Source organism: Rhizobium sophoriradicis (assembly GCF_025200795.1).
In the GTDB taxonomy this organism is placed as follows: Bacteria; Pseudomonadota; Alphaproteobacteria; order Rhizobiales; family Rhizobiaceae; genus Rhizobium; species Rhizobium sophoriradicis.
This window is the reverse complement of sequence record NZ_CP104152.1, coordinates 4,046,829-4,066,744: the sequence shown is the minus strand read 5'-3', so window position 1 is coordinate 4,066,744 and position 19,916 is coordinate 4,046,829. Positions and strand designations below refer to the sequence as shown.

Below are 19,916 nucleotides of genomic sequence, written 5' to 3'. Positions count from 1 at the left end.
GCCGGTGGCGGCGTCTCCCTTCCTTCGATTAGGCAACCTTCCGTGGCTGCAGCATGCCCGGCTGCAGTACGGTTTCGATGTGCGAAACCATGGTATTGCGGGCGAAACAATAGATTTCGCCGCAACCCGTCATGCGGAAACCGAGCTTCTCCTGCAGTCTCAGCGACGCCGGATTGTCGGCGAAGACGCCGGAATGGATCGGCGTCTCCGGCATGCGGCGCGAGAAGCGCTCGATGATCGCCGCCACCGCCTCGCTCATATAGCCGCGCCGCCAGTAGTAGCGGTTCAGCCAGTAGCCGAGGTGCCAGCGGCCGTGGCGCAGCTCGATCGAGACGTTGCCGATATGGACATCGTCCTGACCGGTGATCGCCAGGGGCCAGTCGGGCAGGGTGCCCGAGGTGACCGGGATTAGCCAGTCCAGCGCATCCTGCCGGTCGAAGGGCGCGGGAACGCGGGACAGCATGCGTGTGACCGCGAAATCAGAAAGCGATTCCGCGATCGCAGGCGCATCGCTCAGCCTGTGGGGGCGGAGCGTCAGCCGCGATGTCGAGATGACAGGCGCGGGGCCGGGCATCATCGGTCTGGTTTCCGGCCTTTGCAGCGCGGTCGTGCTCATGCGATGTTCCCCCAGCTTCTCAGCGACATCCAGGTCTTGCGGTCGAGCCTGTACCATTCCACAGGCACGTTGCTGCCAAGCGCCAGCGAGGCGGCAAGCCCCGAACCCTGGAACTGGAAGCCGCACTTCTGGATGACACGCCGGGAGGCGACGTTCATCACCCTGCAGCGGGCGTCGATCTGGTCGACGTCCTGACGGGTCCTGAACACCATATCGACCAGGGCATGGCAGGCCTCGGTTGTATAACCCTGGTTCCAATAGGGCTCACCCAGCCAGTAACCGATCTCGACGGTCTTGCCGTCGGTATGCGGTTCGACGCCGCAGCAGCCGATAAAGGCGCCGTTTTCGGCTTTGGTGATCGCATAGACGCACTTGCCGATCTCGCCATTTCGCGTACGCCAAACAAAGTCGGCGGCATCATTGGCGGTATAGGGGTGCGGCATACGCGATACCATGGTGGCGACTTTGGCGTTGTTGGCGAGATGGGCAAGGGCGTCGATGTCTTCTTCGTGGGGCGCGCGCATGACGAGCCTTTCCGATAACAAGACAGGGCAATCGGTCCTTAACCGCTCCGGCCTCAGCCGTTCTATGGGAGACCGCTGGTCTTCCCGGGGAGACCGTGATTGGTCTGCCCTCAACAATTCGCCTTGCATGTTCAGTCCTCCTGTTTGGACAAAGAAAAAGGGGAGATGGCGCCCCATCTCCCCTGTTTTCTGGACTGAACCTGGTACGGCCAGCCGGGTCGATGAGACGCCGGCTGTTTTTGAGCGCTACCGGCTTATTCCGCTGCTTCCGCTTTCGGCATGACAGACACGTAGACGCGACCGTTGGCCTTCGTTCGGTAGTTCACATTGCCGGCGGTAAGCGCAAAAATCGTGTGATCCTTGCCGAGGCCGACGTTGGAACCCGGATGCCACTGCGTACCGCGCTGACGCACGATGATGTTGCCTGCGATGACGGCTTCGCCGCCGAACTTCTTCACGCCAAGGCGCTTGGATTCGGAATCGCGACCGTTGCGCGAGGAACCGCCAGCTTTTTTGTGTGCCATTGGAGTTCTCCTTTAAACCTTGTCCCGTTGATCTTACTTGGCAGCCACGATGTCCGTGATACGGACGACCGTGTGATGCTGACGATGGCCGCGCGAACGCTTCGAATTCTGACGGCGGCGCTTCTTGAAGGCGATGACCTTCTTGCCGCGGTTCTGTTCGACGACTTCTGCCTTGACAGAGGCGCCGGTAACGAAGGGCGCACCGATCGCAGCGTCGGCGCCTTCGCCGATCACGAGCACTTCGGTGAATTCAATGGAGTCGCCAGCGACAGCTTCGAGCTTTTCGATGGTCAGCACGTCATTGGCTGCCACTCGGTACTGTTTACCGCCGGTCTTGATGACTGCGAACATTTTTTATCCTTTCATGTTCGTTCCGGCGCTCCCCGCTATTCCGCAGGTGGCCGTCTTTTTATCAGTCCAGGTTAAGCAGGGATTTCAGGGGTCTAGCCCGGAATTCTGGTCTGCCGGTGAACCCCGCGCGAGCGCAAGGCGGGCAAGGGGCGGATTACTCCACTCCTATTGCGGATGCGGGATACGCGAGTGACGAAAAGGTGTCAAGGCAAAAGGATGGAAAAGCTTGAGATTTCGGCTTGCCAACCTGTCATATGCTCGTTATGAGAACGCCCGCGCCGAACAAGCGCCGACCTGACCGCGGAGAGGTGGCAGAGTGGTCGAATGCACCGCACTCGAAATGCGGCATACCTGCAAGGGTATCGTGGGTTCAAATCCCACCCTCTCCGCCATGGTCCCGCGATTGCGTTCAGGAAACACAGTAACGGCACTTTCCGGAAGCAGGGCCAGCGCGGCAGACAACAGGTCGAGCAGTTGGAGCACGGTTTTCGCCGCAGAATCGCGTCGCCGCCGTCTGGCAGCATTCAGGCGAATCCAATCTGCACAGGTTCGCCGTCGCTTTCTCTGCTTGAGTTCCCTGTCCATGCGCGACCTCCTCAATCCTTTCGGAAAGGATGAGGCAGCAGGAGGACCGGCGCAAATGTGAAAAGGAAGTCTCGTCCTTCCCACTCAAGGATTCGATATTGAATTTAAATGGGTAGAACCCGTCAGGGCCGAATACCCCGACGGCATGCACTGGCGTACGAATTTGAGCAAGCACCGATTTTCGAGAGAACCCCGTCCAAATGAGGGGGAAACTACGAAGCCACTGAAACCAGGCCGTTAAGAAATCGGTCATACTTTCAATCCGACGAACAGCGAGAGGGTATGATGAGTCCAGCATCGAAACTGCAGTATGGCGAACGCTTCGGCGATGACGTCAAGAAAATCGTGCGCTCGGCGCTCTCCATTGCCTCGGTCTCGTCCGAAGCTGAGGTTGCCTCGGCCCGCTATGCGCGATGGTTCCGGGGAGAGACTGGCGAGACCGTGCCTATGGCAACATCGGCCAAGAAGTTCCACCGGATCACGACGGACATGGCTGCGGCCGAAGTCATCGCAGCGACAAAAGAAAACCTGTCCATTCTCGGTGGCGATGCAAGCGATCTGTTCACCTCGAAGCTACCTACGGGGCACCGAATGCGGAAAGCCATCCGCCCAACCATCCTGCCGAACGCGCCGCATCTGGGAGCCTGTAAGTTCGGGGAGATTGTGACTGGTCGCAGCCAGGATGTCTTCGCAGTAACGCAGTTATTTATCGCGAACTTCGATGGCGACATCGACACCACCGCCGGAAGCGCAAACCTCTACAAGCCCCGAAGCCAGGATTTCGACCAGATGTTCTTCGGCCTTCACCTAATATTGGGCCGCGATGGGAATCTGCTTGGCTTCAATCCAACGCTTGGTAACAAAGGCGTGTCTTTCAAGACGAAAGACATCACCGCCGCGCTCTACAATGTTGCATCGGTAAGCACTGGCCTGTCCATGGAAGACCTCCAGGCGCGGGCAGCGGTTAACCGGCGGTAGCCAGATAGACTAGTTGCTCTCCTTCTCCCTACGGCCGACCTGGGTGGCGACGAGCTTTGCCACCAGATGGACGAGGTTCTTCGCCTCAAATCGGTTTTTCAGCTTGTCTATTCGGTGCTCGATCGTTCTTGGCGATAGGTGCAGAACCTCGGCGATTTCTTTCGTGGTCTGCCCTTCGATAAGAAGCTGGATGATATTGTCGTCCGTGATGTCGGTCTTTGCCTCCCGTGTAGGTGAGACGAAGAATCGCCCTTCGACGAGGCTGATGCACCAGGCGGGTTTTCCATTGCCTTTCTGCGGCAGGATAAGGCGTTCGTAGCCTATCCGGACACCGAGAAGTCTGGTCCTGACAAGCTCGAGTGTCGGGTGTCCCACTTCTATGGCACGCGAATAGGCGGGAATAATCGCGTCGTCGACAAAGCTTCGATCGAGATCACGTAGGGCGGCATCAGGAAACTGTTGCTTCATCTGGTTCAGCAGGTGGCTCTTGAAGCCGAAGTCCTTCACCCGGAGAAACCGCCAGTCATAGGGATTGTCGGCGACCGTCGTGACGACGGAGAGCGCCATTTTGATGGTCGACCTTTTGATGATCTCGGCATACAGGCTCTCCGGGTTTGTCATCTCGTCGGATCGTAGCCACACATCGATGAGGTCTTGGGCAATCGTATTGAATGAACTCATATTTTTCGGCAGGAGCAGGAGAAATTTCCATTTGTTTCAACTGCATATACATCGAGTATTTGTTATCAAATGATTGCCAGAACGCGAACATTGGCCAATCCTCTCGTTTTCATGGTGATGATTGCCCCGGCACACGACATCCACCATTGCTAGCTGCTGCGCAGCATTCGAATTTCCTTTGGAGTTCATGGCTCTGTGGAGTGGAAATTTATTGCTATCCATTATTCACCACGATCAAAAACAAGTTTTGCATTGGGACTCTTGTCGCTGTACCCGACGACATTGCATCCATCGCGGACTGGGGCCTTGCCCTGCAATGTCAGTTGCAGTGAGCCGTTGTCGTATCCGCTGACGAGGTACGGCGCCGGATCGCAGCCCTTCTTGAATGTGTATGCGACGCCAGAAATCCACTCGTTCGGAACACTCCAGCCACGGAAAACGACGGTCTTCGGCCTTGATGGACCCGGCGATTGAAGCCTTGGGTTGCGAATAGACGATGATGTGCTGCTTCTGATGATGGAACATCAGGGATCCGTTGTGGCCCATGAACTCACCGTAGCGATCCTCAGTCGCGAATGTCCGCTGAACGGGGATATCATTGTAAGGCCATCCGAAAGGACACAGCTTGAGCCACATAGCTCCGAATTCGCGGCCACGATCTGCATTTGACATTCCGACGCGTTTACCTGTCTCGGTATCTTTCATGCTGATGTAGCCGTAGAAGTCCTTGCTTTCGGTTTCGGGGCCCTCAAAACGGTAGTGCTTGCCCTCCGTCCATAGGTCACCCGTTTCGCAGTCTGCGCGGGCTTCATACACCTTTCAATCGACCTCTCGCGACGCAGCACATGAGGTATCTCCCGGATGCCAGTTACCACACCAACTCTGAATGGATTCAGGTGTGATCTTCGCCTTCATCGTCGAGTTTTTGCCGCCGTAGTCAGAGAATTCGAATATTGTCGGAGCGACCGCTTTGGAATTCCATGGAAACTCGTCACCGACGGGCGGCGACGGCATTGAAGGAATGGTAGAGGCAAGAAGAACAAGAGAAGATAAAAACGACATAAAACACCCGGCGCAATCAGTTATTCATTCAGCACAAACGCCTCGCCCTCACGCTGGCGAAGCGCGATCCCCTGGGGGCTACCACGCGGCAAAATCGTCGAAAAACGCCTGGAGTTGCCGATTTGCCTTGGGCCACACGGCGATGACATAGGGCAGGAGAACCAGGTACTGAAACGCGAGGACAAAAAGCCCAGACAAAAGGACGCTGCCGATCAGCGCCAGCAAGACACTTCCAGACAGGCCGTAAAGTGAAACCGCCAGCAATGCGAGGACAATCAGAAATGACTTGTTGTTGAGGAATACCGACGGTTTGAATACGCCAAGGCGAGCACATGTATGCTGCAAGCCATTGCGGTCCTGTGTGAACGATTGGCCGATATTATGGTTTTGAGCCGCGGCCGTGTATCCGTCTCCGCCTACCCTATACAGACTGATGATGCTCATCATATCGTTTTCACCGACGCTGACGGCAAACGGCAGCTGGAAGAGCCTTTCTTTCCCGTCCTCAAACCTTAGCCGGACTTCGCTCGTTTCCCATTGTTCGTTTCGAACCGTAGAATGTACGTGATTATCAACGTTAGCCATGTAGTTGTTGTGATGAGTTGTATAGATTTGATTGTGCTGCTTTATCCTTGAGCCGACAACTCTTCCGGAGATACGCTCTGCATCGAGTTCCACGCCGTTGATGAAAACACGCTTGCTCTCCTCGCGAGGAAGGACAACATCATCACGATGGTTGGAAGTATACTGTGGATTCTGAATTTCAGGCACGAAAACTGCGGAAAGTGACATAGCTACCCCTCTATCGTTGATAATTTTAAACGCTAGAAAACAAAGACTGTTCAGCTAAGAAACTAAGTCAGCCACAAACGTAAGTTTTTTGAAAAAGGGCGAGGGGGAAAACCCCACATCGGTACGAAATTGCACCAAAGAGAGGCGTAGCGTTAAAGAACTATGCCGTCGCTCCAAAAAATGACAGCTTCTGAATCAAAAGCGGAGGTATCGTGTTCCTGAGCCACGGCCACAAACGCAAGGTGGAAAAAAGAGACATTCCACGGCAGCGTCCCGGGAGAGGTATGGAATGCGACTTCGGGGGCAGTCAGTCCCGCGCCCCGCCCTGGGCGGCGTTTCGCTGACGCTCCTATGGCTGCACCGGAACCGATCGCCGCATGCTCGAATGCCCTCCATCCCGTCGATGGCGGCTTTTAGGTCCTGCGATGGCGGCAAGATGTAGGCGTCAAGGTGCTGGTAGGTTTCATCCTCATGCGGGACAACAGAGACGAGAGTATCGCCATACAGCTCCCTGAGCCAGTTCACCGTCAGTTCCTCCCGGCGATCGACTTCGGGCCGCTTCCGAGGATCGACATGGACTTCTTTGACTGTGTGGGGGTGGCTCGCGACGACGTTCAGGAGATTGTGTTGATCGACGCGAATCTTGCGATGCCGCCTTTCACGGCTTCCCAGGGTAAGCTTTCGAGGAACTGATTCAGCGTCATCGATCGAGTCAGAAGCTCGGATCCATTTTGTCATTTATTGCGGTTGATCAGCTTGTTTTGCGAACTATCATCAGGATCAGAGGGCGGCGGCGCGACCGCCGAATCGCTGCCCCCCATCTTCAGTTCATCACCAGCCCTATATTGTAATTGCTCCCACATCCGAGGTTTTCCATGCGCATCGCCGTCGGTGGCATCCATATTGAATGCAGCACTTACAATCCCGTTCTGAACGAGGAGAGTGATTTTCGCGTGTTGCGCGGGGAGGGGCTGCTGGAATCGCCCTACTTTGCCTTCCTCAGAGACTACGACGCGGAATTCATGCCGACGATCCATGCCCGCGCCATTGCCGGCGGGCCGGTTTCGCGTGCCACCTATGAGGCGTTCAAGAGCGAATTCCTCGAGCGGCTAAAACCGCTGCTGCCGCTCGACGGCCTGTATCTTGCCATGCACGGTGCCATGTATGTGGACGGCATGGAGGATGCCGAGGGCGACTGGATTAGTGCCGCCCGCGCGCTGGTCGGCGAGGATTGTACGGTTTCGGCGAGCTATGACCTGCATGGCAACGTCACCCAACGCATCATTGATGCACTCGATGTCTATTCGACCTATCGGACGGCGCCGCATATCGATGTCGAGGAGACGATGCGCCGCTCGGTCGCCATGCTGGTAAAGAGCCTGAAAACAGGCGTGAAGCCGGTTGTTCTCTGGGCGCCGATCCCGGTCGTGCTGCCGGGCGAACGCACCAGCACCGTCGATGAGCCGGCTAAGAGCCTCTATGCCATGCTGCCCGAAATCGATGCGATCGACGGCGTCTGGGATGCGTCGCTGATGGTCGGCTACGTCTGGGCCGACGAACCGCGCGCCACGGCTGCGGCCATCATGACCGGCACCGATCGGGCCGTGCTCGAGCGTGAGGCCAAACGCCTTGCCCAGGCCTATTGGGATTCGCGCGAGGACTTCGTCTTCGGTTGCGAGACCGGCTCCGTCGAAGAATGCGTCGCCAGAGCCATCGCCAGCCCGACGGCTCCTGTCGTGCTCGCCGAATCCGGTGATAACCCGACCGGCGGCGGCGTCGGAGATCGGGCCGACATCTTGGCGGAGCTGATTTCCAGGAACGCCAGCGGCGTCGTCTTTGCCGGTATCGCCGACCGCGAAGCGACCGAGGCCTGTTACGCTGCGGGCGTGGGTCGCGAGCTCGAACTCAGCGTCGGCGCTTCGCTCGACACCAAGGGCAGCAGGCCGGTCATTGCCCGTTTCACAGTCAAGTTCCTGCACGAAACGTCCGACCCTTCAGACCGCCAGGCGGTGGTTTCGACCGGCGGCATCGATCTGGCGCTTTCGGCCAAACGGCGGCCCTATCACAATATCGCCGACTTCACCCGGCTCGGGCTCGACCCGCATGCGGCCCGGATCATCGTCGTCAAATCGGGCTATCTCTCGCCGGAACTGGCGCCGATCGCTAATCCTAACCTCATGGCACTGTCGGAGGGCGTCGTCGATCAGTTCGTCGAGCGCCTGCCGCGGCTGCGCAAACAGCATCCGACCTATCCTTTCGACAAGGATTTTGCCTTCGAGCCGCAGGTCTTCCTCTCCGCGCGATCGCCACAGGCTTAAGATTTCACCGACGCCAGCGAGAGATGATTTCCCAAAAGAATGTTCGGCACGACTCCGCGACCCTCACGCGACTTGCGAATGGGTTTTTGCGATCGGTCGATAAGCGGCCGCCCTGCAGGGTGCCGCGAGGCAACAAGTATTGCCGGAGATGCGCTGTGCCGCCGCGGCGCATCGCGCCCTTTTGCTGCACTGCTTATATGACTTATGCTAGATATTATTTCACCGATAATTGTTAACGACCAATACCCGCCGTTTGTGTTCTCTTATCCTTGCGAATCAAAAAGGTTTGATTTGCCCGGGGGACGGCCCCCATGTTCCACCATGGGGCGATGCAACAGTTGGGTAGGAGCCTATGCTGCAACGGATTGAAGATATTGATGCAGCCCTAATCGACAGGTTGCAGCATTCGGCATTCAAGTACTTCCTGAAATATTCCAATCCCGAGATTGGCCTGGTGGCGGATACCTCGATCGGCGGCGTGCCGGCGAGCATCGCGGCCGTTGGCTTTGCGCTTTCCTCCTATCCCGTTGCTGTCGAACGTTGCTGGATCACCCGCAAGGAAGCGGCAGAACGCACGGTCAATACGCTGCGTTTCTTTGCCGAGGCGCGCCAGGGCGAGGAACGTCATGCGACCGGCCACCGCGGCTTCTTCTACCATTTCCTGCACATGGACACCGGCAACCGCGCCTGGAACAGCGAACTTTCGACCATCGACACCGCGCTGCTCGTTGCCGGTATCCTGACATCAGCGCAATATTTCGATCGCCAGGACGAGACCGAGACTGAAATCCGTGAGCTCGCGACCTTCATCTACGAACGCGTCGACTGGCGCTGGGCGCTGAACAAGGGCGACACCATTTCCATGGGTTGGAAGCCTTCATCGGGTTTTCTGCGCTGGCGTTATCACGGCTTCGACGAGGCGATCATCCTCTATGCCCTGGCGCTGGCATCGCCGACGCATCCCATCCCGCAGTCGTGCTACGACGCCTTCACGGTGAGCTATTCCTGGATGATGCACGGCGAACAGCCCTATCTCTATGCCGGCCCGCTGTTCATCCATCTCTTCTCGCATGCCTGGATCGATTTCCGCGGCATTCGGGACAAGCCGATGGCGGAGCGCAACTGGGATTATTTCCGCAACACCCAGGTCGTCATCAACGTCCAGCGGGATTATGCCGAGCGCAATCCCGGCCAGTTTGTCGGCTATAACAGGAATATCTGGGGCTTCTCCGCCTGCGATGGCCCGCCGCCGACCCGGCGCATGCGCGGCGGCCGACAGCCGAAGGTTCTGGGTTACGCCGCCCGCGGCGCCCCGCTTGGCCCCGATGACGGGACGATCGCGCCCTGGGCGGCCCTCGCCTGCCTGCCCTACGACCGGCAGGCCGCCCTCGACGGCACCAAGGCACTTTTGACCAGCTATCCGAACCTGCTCTTGGAAGGCGGTTTTCCCGGCGGCTTCAACCCGACGGTCAAGACCAAGCGGCCGGAAGGCTGGGTCGACGACCGCACCGTCGGCATCGACCAGGGTCTTGTCGTCATGACCATCGAAAACGAGCGCTCCGATTTCATCTGGAAGCTGATGCGGCGATCGCCGACCATCCGCCTCGGCCTCGAGCGCGCCGGCTTTACCGGCGGCTGGCTCGAAGGCATCGAGCCGGAAGAAGTGGTGCGTAAGGTCGGTTGATTTTACCGCTCGAAGACATGCGCCTTGCCTGAGATATCGAGGCGAACGAGATCGCCGCGCGAGGGAAGGGCGACGCTCGAGGTCTTGATCCGGATCGGCGGCAGGGCAACGCCGTCAAGCGAAACCGCAACCGTGCAGACTGCGCCGCCGAATTCCACCTCGACGACACGTCCGCCATGATCGCGATCGCTTTCATCGGCAATGACACGGATTTGTTCGGGCCGCAGCATGATCTCCGCCTTGCCCTGCCGGCTGCCATCGACGGCGACGCGGCCGAGGGCGCAGTCGGCTAGCCCGTTCCGGATGATCGCCGGAAGCAGCACGGCATCGCCGAGGAACAGTGCCGTCTCGCGATCCCTGGGATGCAGATACAATGATTGCGGCGATCCGGCCTGGATCAGCCGCCCTTCCCTTAGGACCGCCACCTGATCGGCAAAGCTCAGCGCCTCTTCTTGATCGTGCGTCACCAAAACGGCGGTAATGCCGGCTGCCTGCAGCACGCGCGCCACCACCTTGCGCATGTTTTCACGCAAGCCGGTGTCGAGCGCCGAGAACGGCTCGTCGAGCAGCATCAGCCGCGGCTTGCGGCCGAGCGCGCGGGCAAGTGCGACGCGCTGCTGCTGGCCGCCGGAAAGCTGGTGCGGGCGCCGCGCCAGCATGCCGCGATCGAGCTCGACCATATCGAGCAGATCGGCGATGCGCTTCTCACGATCCACGGCCCCTTTTTCGAAACCGAAACCGATATTCTCGGCAACGCTCAGATGAGGGAACAGCGCTCCGTCCTGCGAGACGATGCCGATGCCGCGCTTATGGGCCGGCACCGCGGCCGGACCGTCCGCCAGCACGTCGCCATCCAGGGTCACCCTGCCGGCGTCGGCCTGCTCGAAGCCGGCAATGATGCGCAGCAGCGTCGTTTTGCCCGAACCGGAAGGCCCGACGACGGCGGTGCGGCTGCCCGCCTGCACTTCGAGCGAAATATCCTTCAGCGCCTGGACCGGGCCGTAACGCTTGCTGATGTTCTCGATCGTAAGCAGCGTCATTGGCCGGCGGTCCGTTTCGATTGCGTATAGAGCGTCAGGGTGAGCGGCAGCGACAGCACGATCATCATGAAGGCGTAGGGGGCGGCGGAGACATAATCGATTTCGCTGGTCAGCGACCAGAATTTCGTCGCCAGCGTATCGACGCCATTGGGTGAAAGCATCAGCGTCGCCGTCAGTTCATTGGTGATGCCGAGTGCGGCGAGAGCCACGCTGGCGGCGGCTCCGGGCGCTGCAAGCCGCATGGTGATCTGCCGCACCGCCTGGCCGGGGGTGCGGCCGAGACCCATCGCGGCGCGCTCCAGTTCCACCGGCGCCTGGGAGATGCTGGTGCGCAGCCCGACCATGGCGCGCGGCAGAAAAAGCATCACATAGGCGACGAGCAGGGTTGCGAAGGTCTGATAGAGCGGCAGCATCAGGCGCACGGTGATCGTCACCAGGGCCAGCGCCACGACGACACCCGGCAGCGATCCCACATAATAGTGGCAGGCTTCGAGCAGGCGCTGCAAGCGGCCGGGTGCACGCACGGACAGCCACGCCATCGGCGCCGCGGCAATCGTCGCAAGCACGCCGCCGGCAAGGGCGAGCACGATCGTCTGCACGAAGGCGCTGGCGACCTCGATACGCCAGATCTCGCTGCCGCCGAGATAGAGCCAGCGCCCAAGTGTCACCAGCGGCACGCCGAGCGTCAACACCGCCAGCACGATGGGCAGCGAGAGGGCCGGCACCATGAACCAGCCGAGGCGCCGACGATCGGCCGGACGCGGCGAGCCGGCGCCGACGCGGGCATAACGTTCGTTGCCGCGCAGCAGCACTTCGAGGCCAAGCAGGAAAAGACAGCAGGCGACGAGCACGCCGCCGAGCATGTTGGAGGCTGGACTGTTGTAGGAAGACTGGAATTGGTCGACGATCGCCGTCGCGAAGGTGTCGAAGCGGATCATGACGAACAGGCCATATTCCGAAAGCAGGTGCAGCGCGATCAGCAGCGAGCCTCCGCAGATGGCAAATCTCAGCTGCGGCAGCACGGCGCGGAAGAAGACACGCCAGGGATTGAGGCCGAGCGAGGCCGCGGCATCTTCGATGGCCGGATCGAGACGGCGCAAGGCTGCGGCGACCGGCAGATAGAGGAAAGGGTAATAGGCGATCACCGAAACGAAGACGCCGCTCTGTAGGCCGCGCATGCCGGGAATGAGGCTGACCCAGGCATAGCTGTGCACGAAGGCCGGCACGGCGAGCGGCGCGATCGCCAGCCAAGCCCACAGCCTGGCGAAAGGAACATCGGTCCGCTCGGTCAGCCAGGCGAGCGTCACGGCCAGCGCGACTGACAACGGAATGGTGATCGATTCCAAGAGAACCGTATTGATGAGGAGGTCGCCGACGCGCGACCGGAAGACGAGCGCCTTCACGGTTTCCCAGCCGACATCGTAGGTGATCCAGCCGATAAAGCCGAGCGGCACGAGACTGAATAGCGCGACCAGGGTGGCGAGGAGCACGACCGACGCGTGCGGCATGCTCCCGCGCGGCAAAACCATTCGCATGGTCCCCGGCGCGGCCGGCGCCTCGGTACCGGATGCGAGCAATCTGTTGTCCTGCAGCAAGGCCGATGCCTTCACACGCTGAAAAAGGAAGGCAACCGCCTTTGGAGGACGGTTGCCGGATTTCGTCATGCCCTAAGGTTTTCTTGAGCCAAAAGCAATAGTTTTGGCCGCTGCAAGCCTGCGGCAGAAGTGTCAGATCAGGCCGGCGGCCGTCATCAGCTCCACGACCTTCTTGCTGTCCAGCGTCGAAGCCTCGACCTTCGGAGCATCCAGATCGGCGAGCGGCGTGAGCTTGTCGTTGGAGGCCGCATCCTTGCCGACGGCATATTCATAAGACGTGCCATCCTTGAGAACCGCCTGCCCGGCTTTGCCGGTGATGAACTTCAGGAAAGCCTGGGCTTCCTTCATGTGCTGGGTGGACTTGAGGATGCCGCCGCCCGAAACACTGACGAAAGCGCCCGGATCCTGGTTTTTGAAGTAGTGCAGGCCGACATTCTTGCTGTTCTCGCCTGTCTTGGCCTGGTCGCCGAACCAGTAGTAGTGATAGATGATCGCACCTTCGACTTCGCCTGCATTGACCGCCTTCATGGCGACGCTGTTGCCCTTGTAGGGCGTAGCATTGTCCTTGAGGCCTTTCAGCCATGCCTTGGTGGCGTCTTCGCCCTTGAGTTGCAGCAGCGAAGCGACGATCGCCTGGAAATCGGCGCCGGCGGGCGCCGCACCCCAGCGGCCCTTCCAGGCCGGATCGGCGAGGTCGAGCATCGACTTCGGCAGCTTGTCCTCGGTAAGCTTCGTCTTGTCATAGGCGAAAACCGTCGTGCGGGCGGCAATGCCTGTCCACATGCCATCGGCCGGGCGATACTGATCGGGAACCTGATCCAGCGTTTCCTTTTCGACCGGCGCGAAGAGGCCTGCGCCGTCGACCAGCGTCATCGCCGGCGAATTTTCCGTCAGGAAGATATCGGCCGGAGAGGCGTCGCCTTCCTGGATGATCTGGTTGGCGAACTGCATGTCACTGCCCTGGCGCATGGTGACCTTGATGCCGGTCTCCTTGGTAAAGGCATCGATCCATTCGCGGCCCAGGCTTTCGTGCTGAGCATTGTAGACGACGATGCCTTCATCCTGCGCATTGGCGCTGCCGGCGAGCGCCGTGGCGGAGAGAAGCGAAGCGGCAAGCGCCAGCACGTGGGAAAAACGGTTAAGAGCAATAGTCAAGATAGCCTCCATGGCAATGTCACCCTGGCTTCCCGAGGGTGGTAAGAGGCGTATATTTTTCTTGACTAGCTATTTCAAGTTTGGTCGCCTCGAAACAAGCATCACAATATCTTGTTACGAGCGTGCATAAATCTCACGGCAGTCGAAAGAAGCGACGCCGCGTGAGCATCGCCTCTCTCGCAAATGCACTTATTCGACGTCGAACTTGACGCCCTGCGCGAGCGGCAGCGTGCTGCCGTAGTTGATCGTATTGGTCGCGCGGCGCATATAGGCCTTCCAGGCATCGGAGCCGGATTCGCGCCCGCCGCCGGTCTCCTTCTCGCCGCCGAAGGCGCCGCCGATCTCGGCGCCCGAAGGGCCGAGATTGACGTTGGCGATACCGCAATCCGAGCCGCGCGCCGAGACGAAGGTTTCGGCCTCGCGCATGTCGTTGGTGAAGATCGACGACGACAGCCCCTGCGGCACGGCATTGTGCAGGGCCAGCACCGCGTCGAAATCGCTGTATTTCATCACGTAAAGAATGGGCGCGAAGGTCTCGTGCTCGACGGGTCCGGTCTGATCGGGCATTTCGACCAGCGCGGGGCGAACGTAGAAGGCATTGGCCGAACCGTTGTCGACGCGTTGGCCGCCGGTCACCTTGCCGCCGGCCGAAGTCGCTTCGCCAAGCGCTGCCTGCATCTTCTCAAAGGCCTGGCCGTCGATCAGCGGTCCCACAAGCGTGCCGGTTTCGAGCGGATTGCCGATGGTGACGGAGCCGTAAGCCTTCTGCAGGCGCGGCACCAGCTGGTCGTAGACGCTTTCATGCACGAAGAGACGGCGCAGCGTCGTGCAGCGCTGACCGGCCGTGCCCATGGCGGAGAAGGCGACGCCGCGCAGCGTCAGGTCGAGATCGGCGCTCGGGCAGACGATCGCCGCATTGTTGCCGCCGAGTTCGAGGATGGCGCGGGCAAAACGCTGCGACAGGCGCGGACCGACGGCGCGGCCCATCGCGGTCGAGCCGGTGGCGGAGACGAGCGGGATTTTCGGATGATCGACCAGCACCTCGCCGACCTCGCGGCCGCCGATGATCAAAGTCGACAGATTGGCCGGCGCAGTACCGCCCTCGGCAACGAAGCGCTTCAGGGCTTTCTCGAACAGCGCCTGCACCGCAAGCGCCGTCAATGGCGTCTTTTCCGAAGGCTTCCAGACGGTGGAATTGCCGCAGACCATTGCAAGCGCTGCATTCCACGACCAGACGGCGACGGGGAAGTTGAAGGCGGAGATGATGCCGACCACGCCGAGCGGATGCCAGCTTTCCATCATCCGGTGCTCGGAACGCTCGGTGGCGATCGTCAGGCCGTAGAGCTGGCGGGAAAGACCGACGGCGAAATCGCAGATATCGATCATCTCCTGGACTTCGCCGAGGCCTTCCGAGCTGATCTTGCCGACCTCGATCGAGACGAGACGGCCGAGCGCCGTCTTGGCGGCGCGCAGCTCCTCGCCGAGCAGGCGAACCAGCTCGCCGCGCTTCGGCGCCGGAACGGCACGCCATTCGAGGAAGGCCTTATGCGCCTCTTCGATCGCCGCCTTCGTCTCGGAAACGGTGTGCTCTCTGAGTTTGCCGATCTCCTTGCCAGTTACCGGCGAGGTGACGGAAAGCGTGCCGCCGTGATAGCGGCTTGCGTCGACGCCGAGTTCGGCGAGCAGCTTGGCGGTTTCGGTTGCGAGATCGAGGACGGCGATAGTCATTGTCGTGGTTCCAATCTTGTTGTTCTCAGAAGCGAGTTCCGCTTCCCGGAAGCGCTTGTCGTCAGAAGCGGGCATCGGCGAAATGGGCGACCTGAGCGCCGGCTTCGTACCATAATTCCTTGAGCGCCCGGAAGCTCGGTTCGGTGGGCGAGGTTAGCGGCAGCGGCAGATCGGCTTCCGAGAGCCGGCCGAGAATATGCTCGGCCAGTGTCCGGCCGAAAACCGTGCCGGGAGCGATGCCGCGGCCATTGTAACCCGAAAAACCGATGACACCGGGCTGAAATTTGTGCAAGCGCGGCAGCGCATTGTCGGTCATGCCGATCTGGCCGTACCATTCGCATTCGAATTCGACATCGCCGATGACAGGGAAGAGCCGCTTCAAGGCGCGCTTGGCCCAGCCCTTGTGCACGGCAAGCCCGGTATTGCGCAGCGCTCCGACACTGCCGAAAACGAGACGGCCGGCCTGATCCATGCGGAAGGAGGACAGAATGTCCTTGGTGTCCCACGCGCCTTCCCGTCCCGGCAGGATCGATTGGCGGAGATTGTGGCCGAGCGGCACGGTGGCGAAGTTGAAATAGGGCAGATAGACCTGTTCGTTGCGCACCTGCTCGAAGGGGCCGGTGCTATAGGCATCGGTCGCGACGATGATCCAGTCCGCGCTGACCTCGCCGCCTTTCGTCTTCACGGTCCAGCGGCTGCCGCTGCGCTCCGTTGCGATGACGGGGCTCGACGTATGGATGACGACGCCCGCCTTGACGGCGGCATGGGCAAGGCCGCGCGCATAGGCCAGCGGCTGCAGCGTTCCGGCGCGCATGTCGAGCAGTGAACCGGTATAGGCGTCGCTGCCGATGCGTCTGGCTGTCTCCGCCGCGTCGAGCAGCGTCACGGGTGCGCCGCGCGCCGACCATTGCGCCGCGCGTTCCTCGATCTCCTTCAGCCCCTCCGCCCCGACCGCGCAGTGCAGCGTGCCGTTGCGTTCGAGTTCGCAGGCAATCCCGTGCCTGTCGATCAGCTCCATGACCAGATTCGGCGCATTGCCGAGCAGCTCGAGCAGGCGTTCGCCATGCAGCGGACCGAGCACGCCGGGCAGATCGTCGGGCATCACCCACATGCCGGCATTGATCAGGCCGACATTGCGACCCGCGCCGCCGAAACCGATCTCCTTTGCCTCCAGCAACACCACCTTTGAGCCGGCTTCGGCAAGATGCAGGGCGGAGGAGAGGCCGGTGTAGCCGCCACCGACGATGACGACGTCGGCCGATACCGAGCCTGCGAGAGGCGAGGTAACAGGCGGTTCGGCTGCGGTCTTTTCCCAGAGGCCGTGGGAGCGCGGATCATTCAGCATGGTTCAGTCCGATCGGAACGAAATCGCGGTAGTTTAACCCATATGATGAAGCGTTGAAGCGCGCATTTCACGCCACGGTCTTCGGCTGCAGGCCGGCAAGGCCGAGCGCTTCCATCGCTGCATCCAGCGATGCCGCCTGGCGTTCGGCATAAAGCGCCAGCTCGTCCTGAACGGTGGCGCCGAGTGCGGCCTCGAAGGCGTCACGGTTCGAGCGCGTGGCGTAATTCTGCTGCTGATCGGTACCGAGATTCGACTGGAAGATGCCGGCCGCGCTTACGGGCAGGAAGTCTTCGTAGACGATCGGCGAGAAGGCAAGGTAACCCTTGGCGATCAGCGCTTCAGGATCGCCAGCCAGCGAGCCCTTAACTGCGGCGGCAATGCCTGCTGGCGTGGCGGAATAACGGAAGAAGGCCAGGTCTTGCCTGCGCAACTCGTCCCAGCTGTCCGGCAGCGCCTTGAAACGATCGGCGAGTTCCTGATCGTAAGCGCCGGCCTTGGCGCCGCCGGCGCCGACCTGCACCTCGCCGCGAACCGAGGCGAGCAGCCGGTCGTAGAGCGCCCGGCCCTTGGCCGTCAGCGCCACGCCGCGCTGTTCGATCTCGCCGAAACGGGCGGTATGCGTCCCTTGAACGGCTTCCGCGTCACCGGCAAAGACGATCGCCTCCTCCAGCGCCTTGAAGCTCGTCTGCCGCAGCAGGATATCGCAATGACGGCGCGGCGGCCCTTCGATGACGGCCTTCGGCGTGATGCCGCGTTCCGGCATGCGGGCCTGGACCGCGTCGATATCGAGCGTGCGCGGCGTCAGGTGATTGATATGCGGCCCTTTGAAGCTGACGACGTCGGCGATCAGCCGATGGGCGTCGTGCAGGCGCTTGTAGGTTTCGGCGCTGACCGTCGCCTCGCCGTGCCAGCGGAAGGTTTCAAGCGCCTCGGCGACGAATTCCGCCGCTTCCGCTTCCGTCAGACCGCCATTCTGCTCGTGACGCTCGATCAGTGCGACGGCGCGCGGCGTATAGATGCGCCGCTTTGCCAAAATGGCGTCGGCTTCGCTGCGCAGTCCTTCGTCCTCGATCAGTTCCAGGCGCAGCAGCGAGGTGAAGACGCGGAACGGATTGACGTTGAGCGCGGCCTCGTCGATCGGCCGGAAGCAGGTGGAATGAACCGGCACGCCTGCAACCGAAAGATCGTAATAGCCGACTGCCTGCATGCCCATGACGGCAAACAGCCGGCGGATGGTGAAAAGCTCGTCCGCCGTGCCGAGGCGGATGGCGCCGTGGCGCTCGACATCGATGCGTTCGAGCTCGCCGGCCCGGGATAGGCGCTCGCGCAGTTCCGGATCGCGTTCGAGGCGGCCGGCATTCACATCGGCGACCAGTTCGATCAGCGTGCCGTATTGCGGCACCTCCGCCCGGTACATCTGCGACATCGCCTCGGTGAAAAGCGAACGGATGCGGTCAGTGGAAACGAAGGCTTGCGGCATCTGGAAAACTCCGGCTCATTCCGTTTTTGCAGGATGAAACTCTTTACAACCGCTGCGAAGCCGGAAATATCGCTATTTCGGAAATAGCTCATTCTGAAACGGAATGAACATGCTTGGCTCAAGACGGTTTCTGCCGTCGATTTCACATCTCGCCGCCTTCGAGGCGGTTGCCCGCACCGGCAGTGTGACGGCCGCCGCGCGCGAGCTCGATCTGACGCAGAGCGCCGTCAGCCGCCAGGTGAGCGCGCTGGAGGAGCAGCTTGGCGTCGAGCTCTTCCTGCGCGAACGCCAGACCATGCGGCTGACGCTGGCGGGCGACAGCTACGCCCGCGAAATCCGCGAAGCGCTGCGGCGCATCTCCAGCGCCTCCTTGAACCTGCGCGCCAATCCGCATGGCGGCACGCTCAATCTCGCCATCCTGCCGACCTTCGGCACGCGTTGGCTGGCTCCGCGGCTCGGGCGCTTCCTCGCCGCCAATCCCGGCGTAACCATCAATCTGGTGACGCGGCTTTCACCCTTCGATTTTCGCCTCGATTCGATCGATGCCGCCATCCATTTCGGCCATCCGCACTGGCCGGGTGCCGAGCTCGCCTTTCTGATGTCGGAGCGCACGGTGCCGGCCTGCAGCCCAGAATTTCTGAAGCAGCACCGGATTTCGGAACCGCAGGATCTGCTCGCCGTTCCGCTCCTGCATCTGACGACGCGCCCGGATGCCTGGGAGCAGTGGTTCGCCGGCAACGGCGTGTCCTTCGAAAGCGTGCATGGCATGCTCTTCGACCAGTTCGCCACTGCCGCACAGGCGGCGATCGCCGGTCTCGGCGTCGCCCTCTTGCCGACATTCCTGATGCAGGAGGAGCTCAGGCGCGGCGATCTTGTCGCCGCCGTCGACCGGGAGATGGAGAGCCGTGAGCGCTATTATCTTGCCTTTCCGCGCGAGCGCGCCGACTATGCGCCGCTTGCCGCCTTTCGCGACTGGATCGTCGCGGAAGCCGCCGCCAATCCGGCTGCGTGAGGAACGGCTTGCATCGGCATGGCGCTTTCGACCATTATATCAGCCAAACAATCTCTGCAGGAAATCCCATGAAGCCGATCTTCGTCCAGCTCCAATGCGCCCCCGGCAAGACCTATGATGTCGCCGACGCCATCTACCAGACCGAACTGGTCTCGGAGCTCTATTCCACCAGCGGCGACTACGACCTGCTGCTGAAGGTCTATATCGAGGAAGGCCAGGATATCGGCAAGTTCATCAACGACAACCTCGCCAATATTCCCGGCATCGTCCGCTCGCTGACGACGTTGACCTTCAAGGCGTTCTGAATTCCCGTCAGACACGGTTAACCTTTTTCGCGAAGAATCGCCTCCGCAGGACGCCGCTGCAACCACGCCTTAACGCCGGGGGTATCTGGTCGTTGCTATAAATCCGCGCCAACACGAGTTGGCACGCGCAGCGATAGGTGG

The 19,916-nt window shown here is 60.8% G+C and carries 18 protein-coding genes and 1 tRNA gene; 6 read left to right on the top strand and 13 right to left on the bottom strand.

Going from position 1 to position 19,916, the window contains the following annotated elements; genetic code table 11:
- Nucleotides 1-28 precede the first annotated feature (28 nt).
- The 4 genes from N2597_RS19890 to rplU all read right to left on the bottom strand — a co-directional run bounded on the left by N2597_RS19890 (nt 29) and on the right by rplU (nt 2,015).
- A complete protein-coding gene (locus tag N2597_RS19890; RefSeq protein ID WP_038692021.1) occupies nt 29-616 on the bottom strand; it encodes a GNAT family N-acetyltransferase in 588 nt (195 codons plus the stop codon).
- Complete coding sequence (locus N2597_RS19885; RefSeq protein ID WP_038692019.1) at nt 613-1,269, bottom strand: GNAT family N-acetyltransferase; 657 nt, start codon at nt 1,267-1,269, stop codon at nt 613-615. Before N2597_RS19885 ends, N2597_RS19890 begins: the two co-directional genes overlap by 4 nt.
- A 125-nt stretch (nt 1,270-1,394) precedes the next feature.
- A complete protein-coding gene (gene rpmA / locus N2597_RS19880) occupies nt 1,395-1,664 on the bottom strand; it encodes a 50S ribosomal protein L27 (protein ID WP_004127267.1) in 270 nt (89 codons plus the stop codon).
- A 33-nt stretch (nt 1,665-1,697) separates the two neighbouring features.
- Complete coding sequence (rplU, locus tag N2597_RS19875) at nt 1,698-2,015, bottom strand: 50S ribosomal protein L21 (protein WP_009995580.1); 318 nt, start codon at nt 2,013-2,015, stop codon at nt 1,698-1,700.
- 302 nt (nt 2,016-2,317) lie between these two features.
- On the opposite strand from rplU, the gene N2597_RS19870 reads away from it, so the two are divergent.
- Together N2597_RS19870 and N2597_RS19865 are read left to right on the top strand one after the other, a co-directional pair.
- Nucleotides 2,318-2,407: transfer RNA gene (locus N2597_RS19870), tRNA-Ser, on the top strand.
- Between the two features lie 478 nt (nt 2,408-2,885).
- Entirely contained in the window at nt 2,886-3,578 is a 693-nt protein-coding gene (locus tag N2597_RS19865) for a DUF6656 family protein (protein ID WP_183597869.1), read from the top strand.
- Between the two features lie 9 nt (nt 3,579-3,587).
- Here N2597_RS19865 and N2597_RS19860 read toward each other — a convergent pair whose 3' ends face one another.
- The 3 genes from N2597_RS19860 to N2597_RS19850 all read right to left on the bottom strand — a co-directional run bounded on the left by N2597_RS19860 (nt 3,588) and on the right by N2597_RS19850 (nt 6,113).
- Entirely contained in the window at nt 3,588-4,199 is a 612-nt protein-coding gene (locus N2597_RS19860; protein WP_210281906.1) for a helix-turn-helix domain-containing protein, read from the bottom strand.
- A gap of 294 nt (nt 4,200-4,493) precedes the next feature.
- Entirely contained in the window at nt 4,494-5,075 is a 582-nt protein-coding gene (locus tag N2597_RS19855; protein WP_183597865.1) for a hypothetical protein, read from the bottom strand.
- Between the two features lie 324 nt (nt 5,076-5,399).
- Nucleotides 5,400-6,113 carry a hypothetical protein gene (locus tag N2597_RS19850; protein ID WP_106797007.1) on the bottom strand — a complete coding sequence of 238 codons (714 nt, stop codon included), beginning with the start codon at nt 6,111-6,113 and terminating at the stop codon, nt 5,400-5,402.
- A gap of 875 nt (nt 6,114-6,988) precedes the next feature.
- On the opposite strand from N2597_RS19850, the gene N2597_RS19845 reads away from it, so the two are divergent.
- Together N2597_RS19845 and N2597_RS19840 are read left to right on the top strand one after the other, a co-directional pair.
- Entirely contained in the window at nt 6,989-8,431 is a 1,443-nt protein-coding gene (locus N2597_RS19845) for a M81 family metallopeptidase (protein ID WP_183597863.1), read from the top strand.
- Between the two features lie 352 nt (nt 8,432-8,783).
- Nucleotides 8,784-10,115: a glucoamylase family protein gene (locus N2597_RS19840; protein ID WP_183597861.1), complete on the top strand. Its 1,332-nt coding sequence runs from the start codon at nt 8,784-8,786 to the stop codon at nt 10,113-10,115.
- A gap of 2 nt (nt 10,116-10,117) precedes the next feature.
- Here the strand turns inward: N2597_RS19840 and N2597_RS19835 are convergent, their stop codons facing one another.
- From N2597_RS19835 to hglS, 6 genes are all read right to left on the bottom strand, one after another.
- The gene (locus N2597_RS19835; RefSeq protein ID WP_183597859.1) at nt 10,118-11,155 is read right to left on the bottom strand and encodes an ABC transporter ATP-binding protein; all 1,038 of its coding nucleotides are present in this window, start codon (nt 11,153-11,155) and stop codon (nt 10,118-10,120) included.
- Nucleotides 11,152-12,819, bottom strand: a complete 1,668-nt coding sequence (locus N2597_RS19830) for an ABC transporter permease (RefSeq protein ID WP_183597857.1) — start codon at nt 12,817-12,819, stop codon at nt 11,152-11,154. Before N2597_RS19830 ends, N2597_RS19835 begins: the two co-directional genes overlap by 4 nt.
- A 63-nt stretch (nt 12,820-12,882) precedes the next feature.
- Complete coding sequence (locus N2597_RS19825; RefSeq protein WP_148102820.1) at nt 12,883-13,905, bottom strand: iron ABC transporter substrate-binding protein; 1,023 nt, start codon at nt 13,903-13,905, stop codon at nt 12,883-12,885.
- 189 nt (nt 13,906-14,094) lie between these two features.
- Nucleotides 14,095-15,633: an L-piperidine-6-carboxylate dehydrogenase gene (gene amaB, locus N2597_RS19820; protein WP_077992465.1), complete on the bottom strand. Its 1,539-nt coding sequence runs from the start codon at nt 15,631-15,633 to the stop codon at nt 14,095-14,097.
- A 61-nt stretch (nt 15,634-15,694) separates the two neighbouring features.
- Complete coding sequence (locus N2597_RS19815; protein ID WP_183597855.1) at nt 15,695-16,978, bottom strand: NAD(P)/FAD-dependent oxidoreductase; 1,284 nt, start codon at nt 16,976-16,978, stop codon at nt 15,695-15,697.
- Between the two features lie 67 nt (nt 16,979-17,045).
- Nucleotides 17,046-18,458, bottom strand: coding sequence for a 2-oxoadipate dioxygenase/decarboxylase HglS (gene hglS / locus N2597_RS19810; RefSeq protein WP_106796997.1), 1,413 nt, complete (start codon nt 18,456-18,458; stop codon nt 17,046-17,048).
- 103 nt (nt 18,459-18,561) lie between these two features.
- On the opposite strand from hglS, the gene N2597_RS19805 reads away from it, so the two are divergent.
- Entirely contained in the window at nt 18,562-19,470 is a 909-nt protein-coding gene (locus N2597_RS19805) for a LysR family transcriptional regulator (protein ID WP_096769775.1), read from the top strand.
- Nucleotides 19,471-19,538: 68 nt separating this feature from the next.
- Nucleotides 19,539-19,775 (top strand): Lrp/AsnC ligand binding domain-containing protein, encoded by a 237-nt coding sequence (locus N2597_RS19800; RefSeq protein WP_096769774.1) that lies wholly within the window; start codon nt 19,539-19,541, stop codon nt 19,773-19,775.
- The last annotated feature ends 141 nt before the right edge of the window (nt 19,776-19,916 follow it).

Coding starts and splice junctions, on each gene's coding strand:
- N2597_RS19840 (WP_183597861.1), top strand. CDS start 8,784: ATGCTGCAACGGATTGAAGATATTGATGCAGCCCTAATCGACAGGTTG.
- N2597_RS19890 (WP_038692021.1), bottom strand. CDS start 616: ATGAGCACGACCGCGCTGCAAAGGCCGGAAACCAGACCGATGATGCCC.
- N2597_RS19800 (WP_096769774.1), top strand. CDS start 19,539: ATGAAGCCGATCTTCGTCCAGCTCCAATGCGCCCCCGGCAAGACCTAT.
- N2597_RS19805 (WP_096769775.1), top strand. CDS start 18,562: ATGAACATGCTTGGCTCAAGACGGTTTCTGCCGTCGATTTCACATCTC.
- N2597_RS19850 (WP_106797007.1), bottom strand. CDS start 6,113: ATGTCACTTTCCGCAGTTTTCGTGCCTGAAATTCAGAATCCACAGTAT.
- rplU (WP_009995580.1), bottom strand. CDS start 2,015: ATGTTCGCAGTCATCAAGACCGGCGGTAAACAGTACCGAGTGGCAGCC.
- N2597_RS19885 (WP_038692019.1), bottom strand. CDS start 1,269: ATGCAAGGCGAATTGTTGAGGGCAGACCAATCACGGTCTCCCCGGGAA.
- N2597_RS19830 (WP_183597857.1), bottom strand. CDS start 12,819: ATGACGAAATCCGGCAACCGTCCTCCAAAGGCGGTTGCCTTCCTTTTT.
- amaB (WP_077992465.1), bottom strand. CDS start 15,633: ATGACTATCGCCGTCCTCGATCTCGCAACCGAAACCGCCAAGCTGCTC.
- N2597_RS19845 (WP_183597863.1), top strand. CDS start 6,989: ATGCGCATCGCCGTCGGTGGCATCCATATTGAATGCAGCACTTACAAT.
- N2597_RS19865 (WP_183597869.1), top strand. CDS start 2,886: ATGAGTCCAGCATCGAAACTGCAGTATGGCGAACGCTTCGGCGATGAC.
- hglS (WP_106796997.1), bottom strand. CDS start 18,458: ATGCCGCAAGCCTTCGTTTCCACTGACCGCATCCGTTCGCTTTTCACC.
- N2597_RS19815 (WP_183597855.1), bottom strand. CDS start 16,978: ATGCTGAATGATCCGCGCTCCCACGGCCTCTGGGAAAAGACCGCAGCC.
- N2597_RS19835 (WP_183597859.1), bottom strand. CDS start 11,155: ATGACGCTGCTTACGATCGAGAACATCAGCAAGCGTTACGGCCCGGTC.
- N2597_RS19860 (WP_210281906.1), bottom strand. CDS start 4,199: ATGACAAACCCGGAGAGCCTGTATGCCGAGATCATCAAAAGGTCGACC.
- rpmA (WP_004127267.1), bottom strand. CDS start 1,664: ATGGCACACAAAAAAGCTGGCGGTTCCTCGCGCAACGGTCGCGATTCC.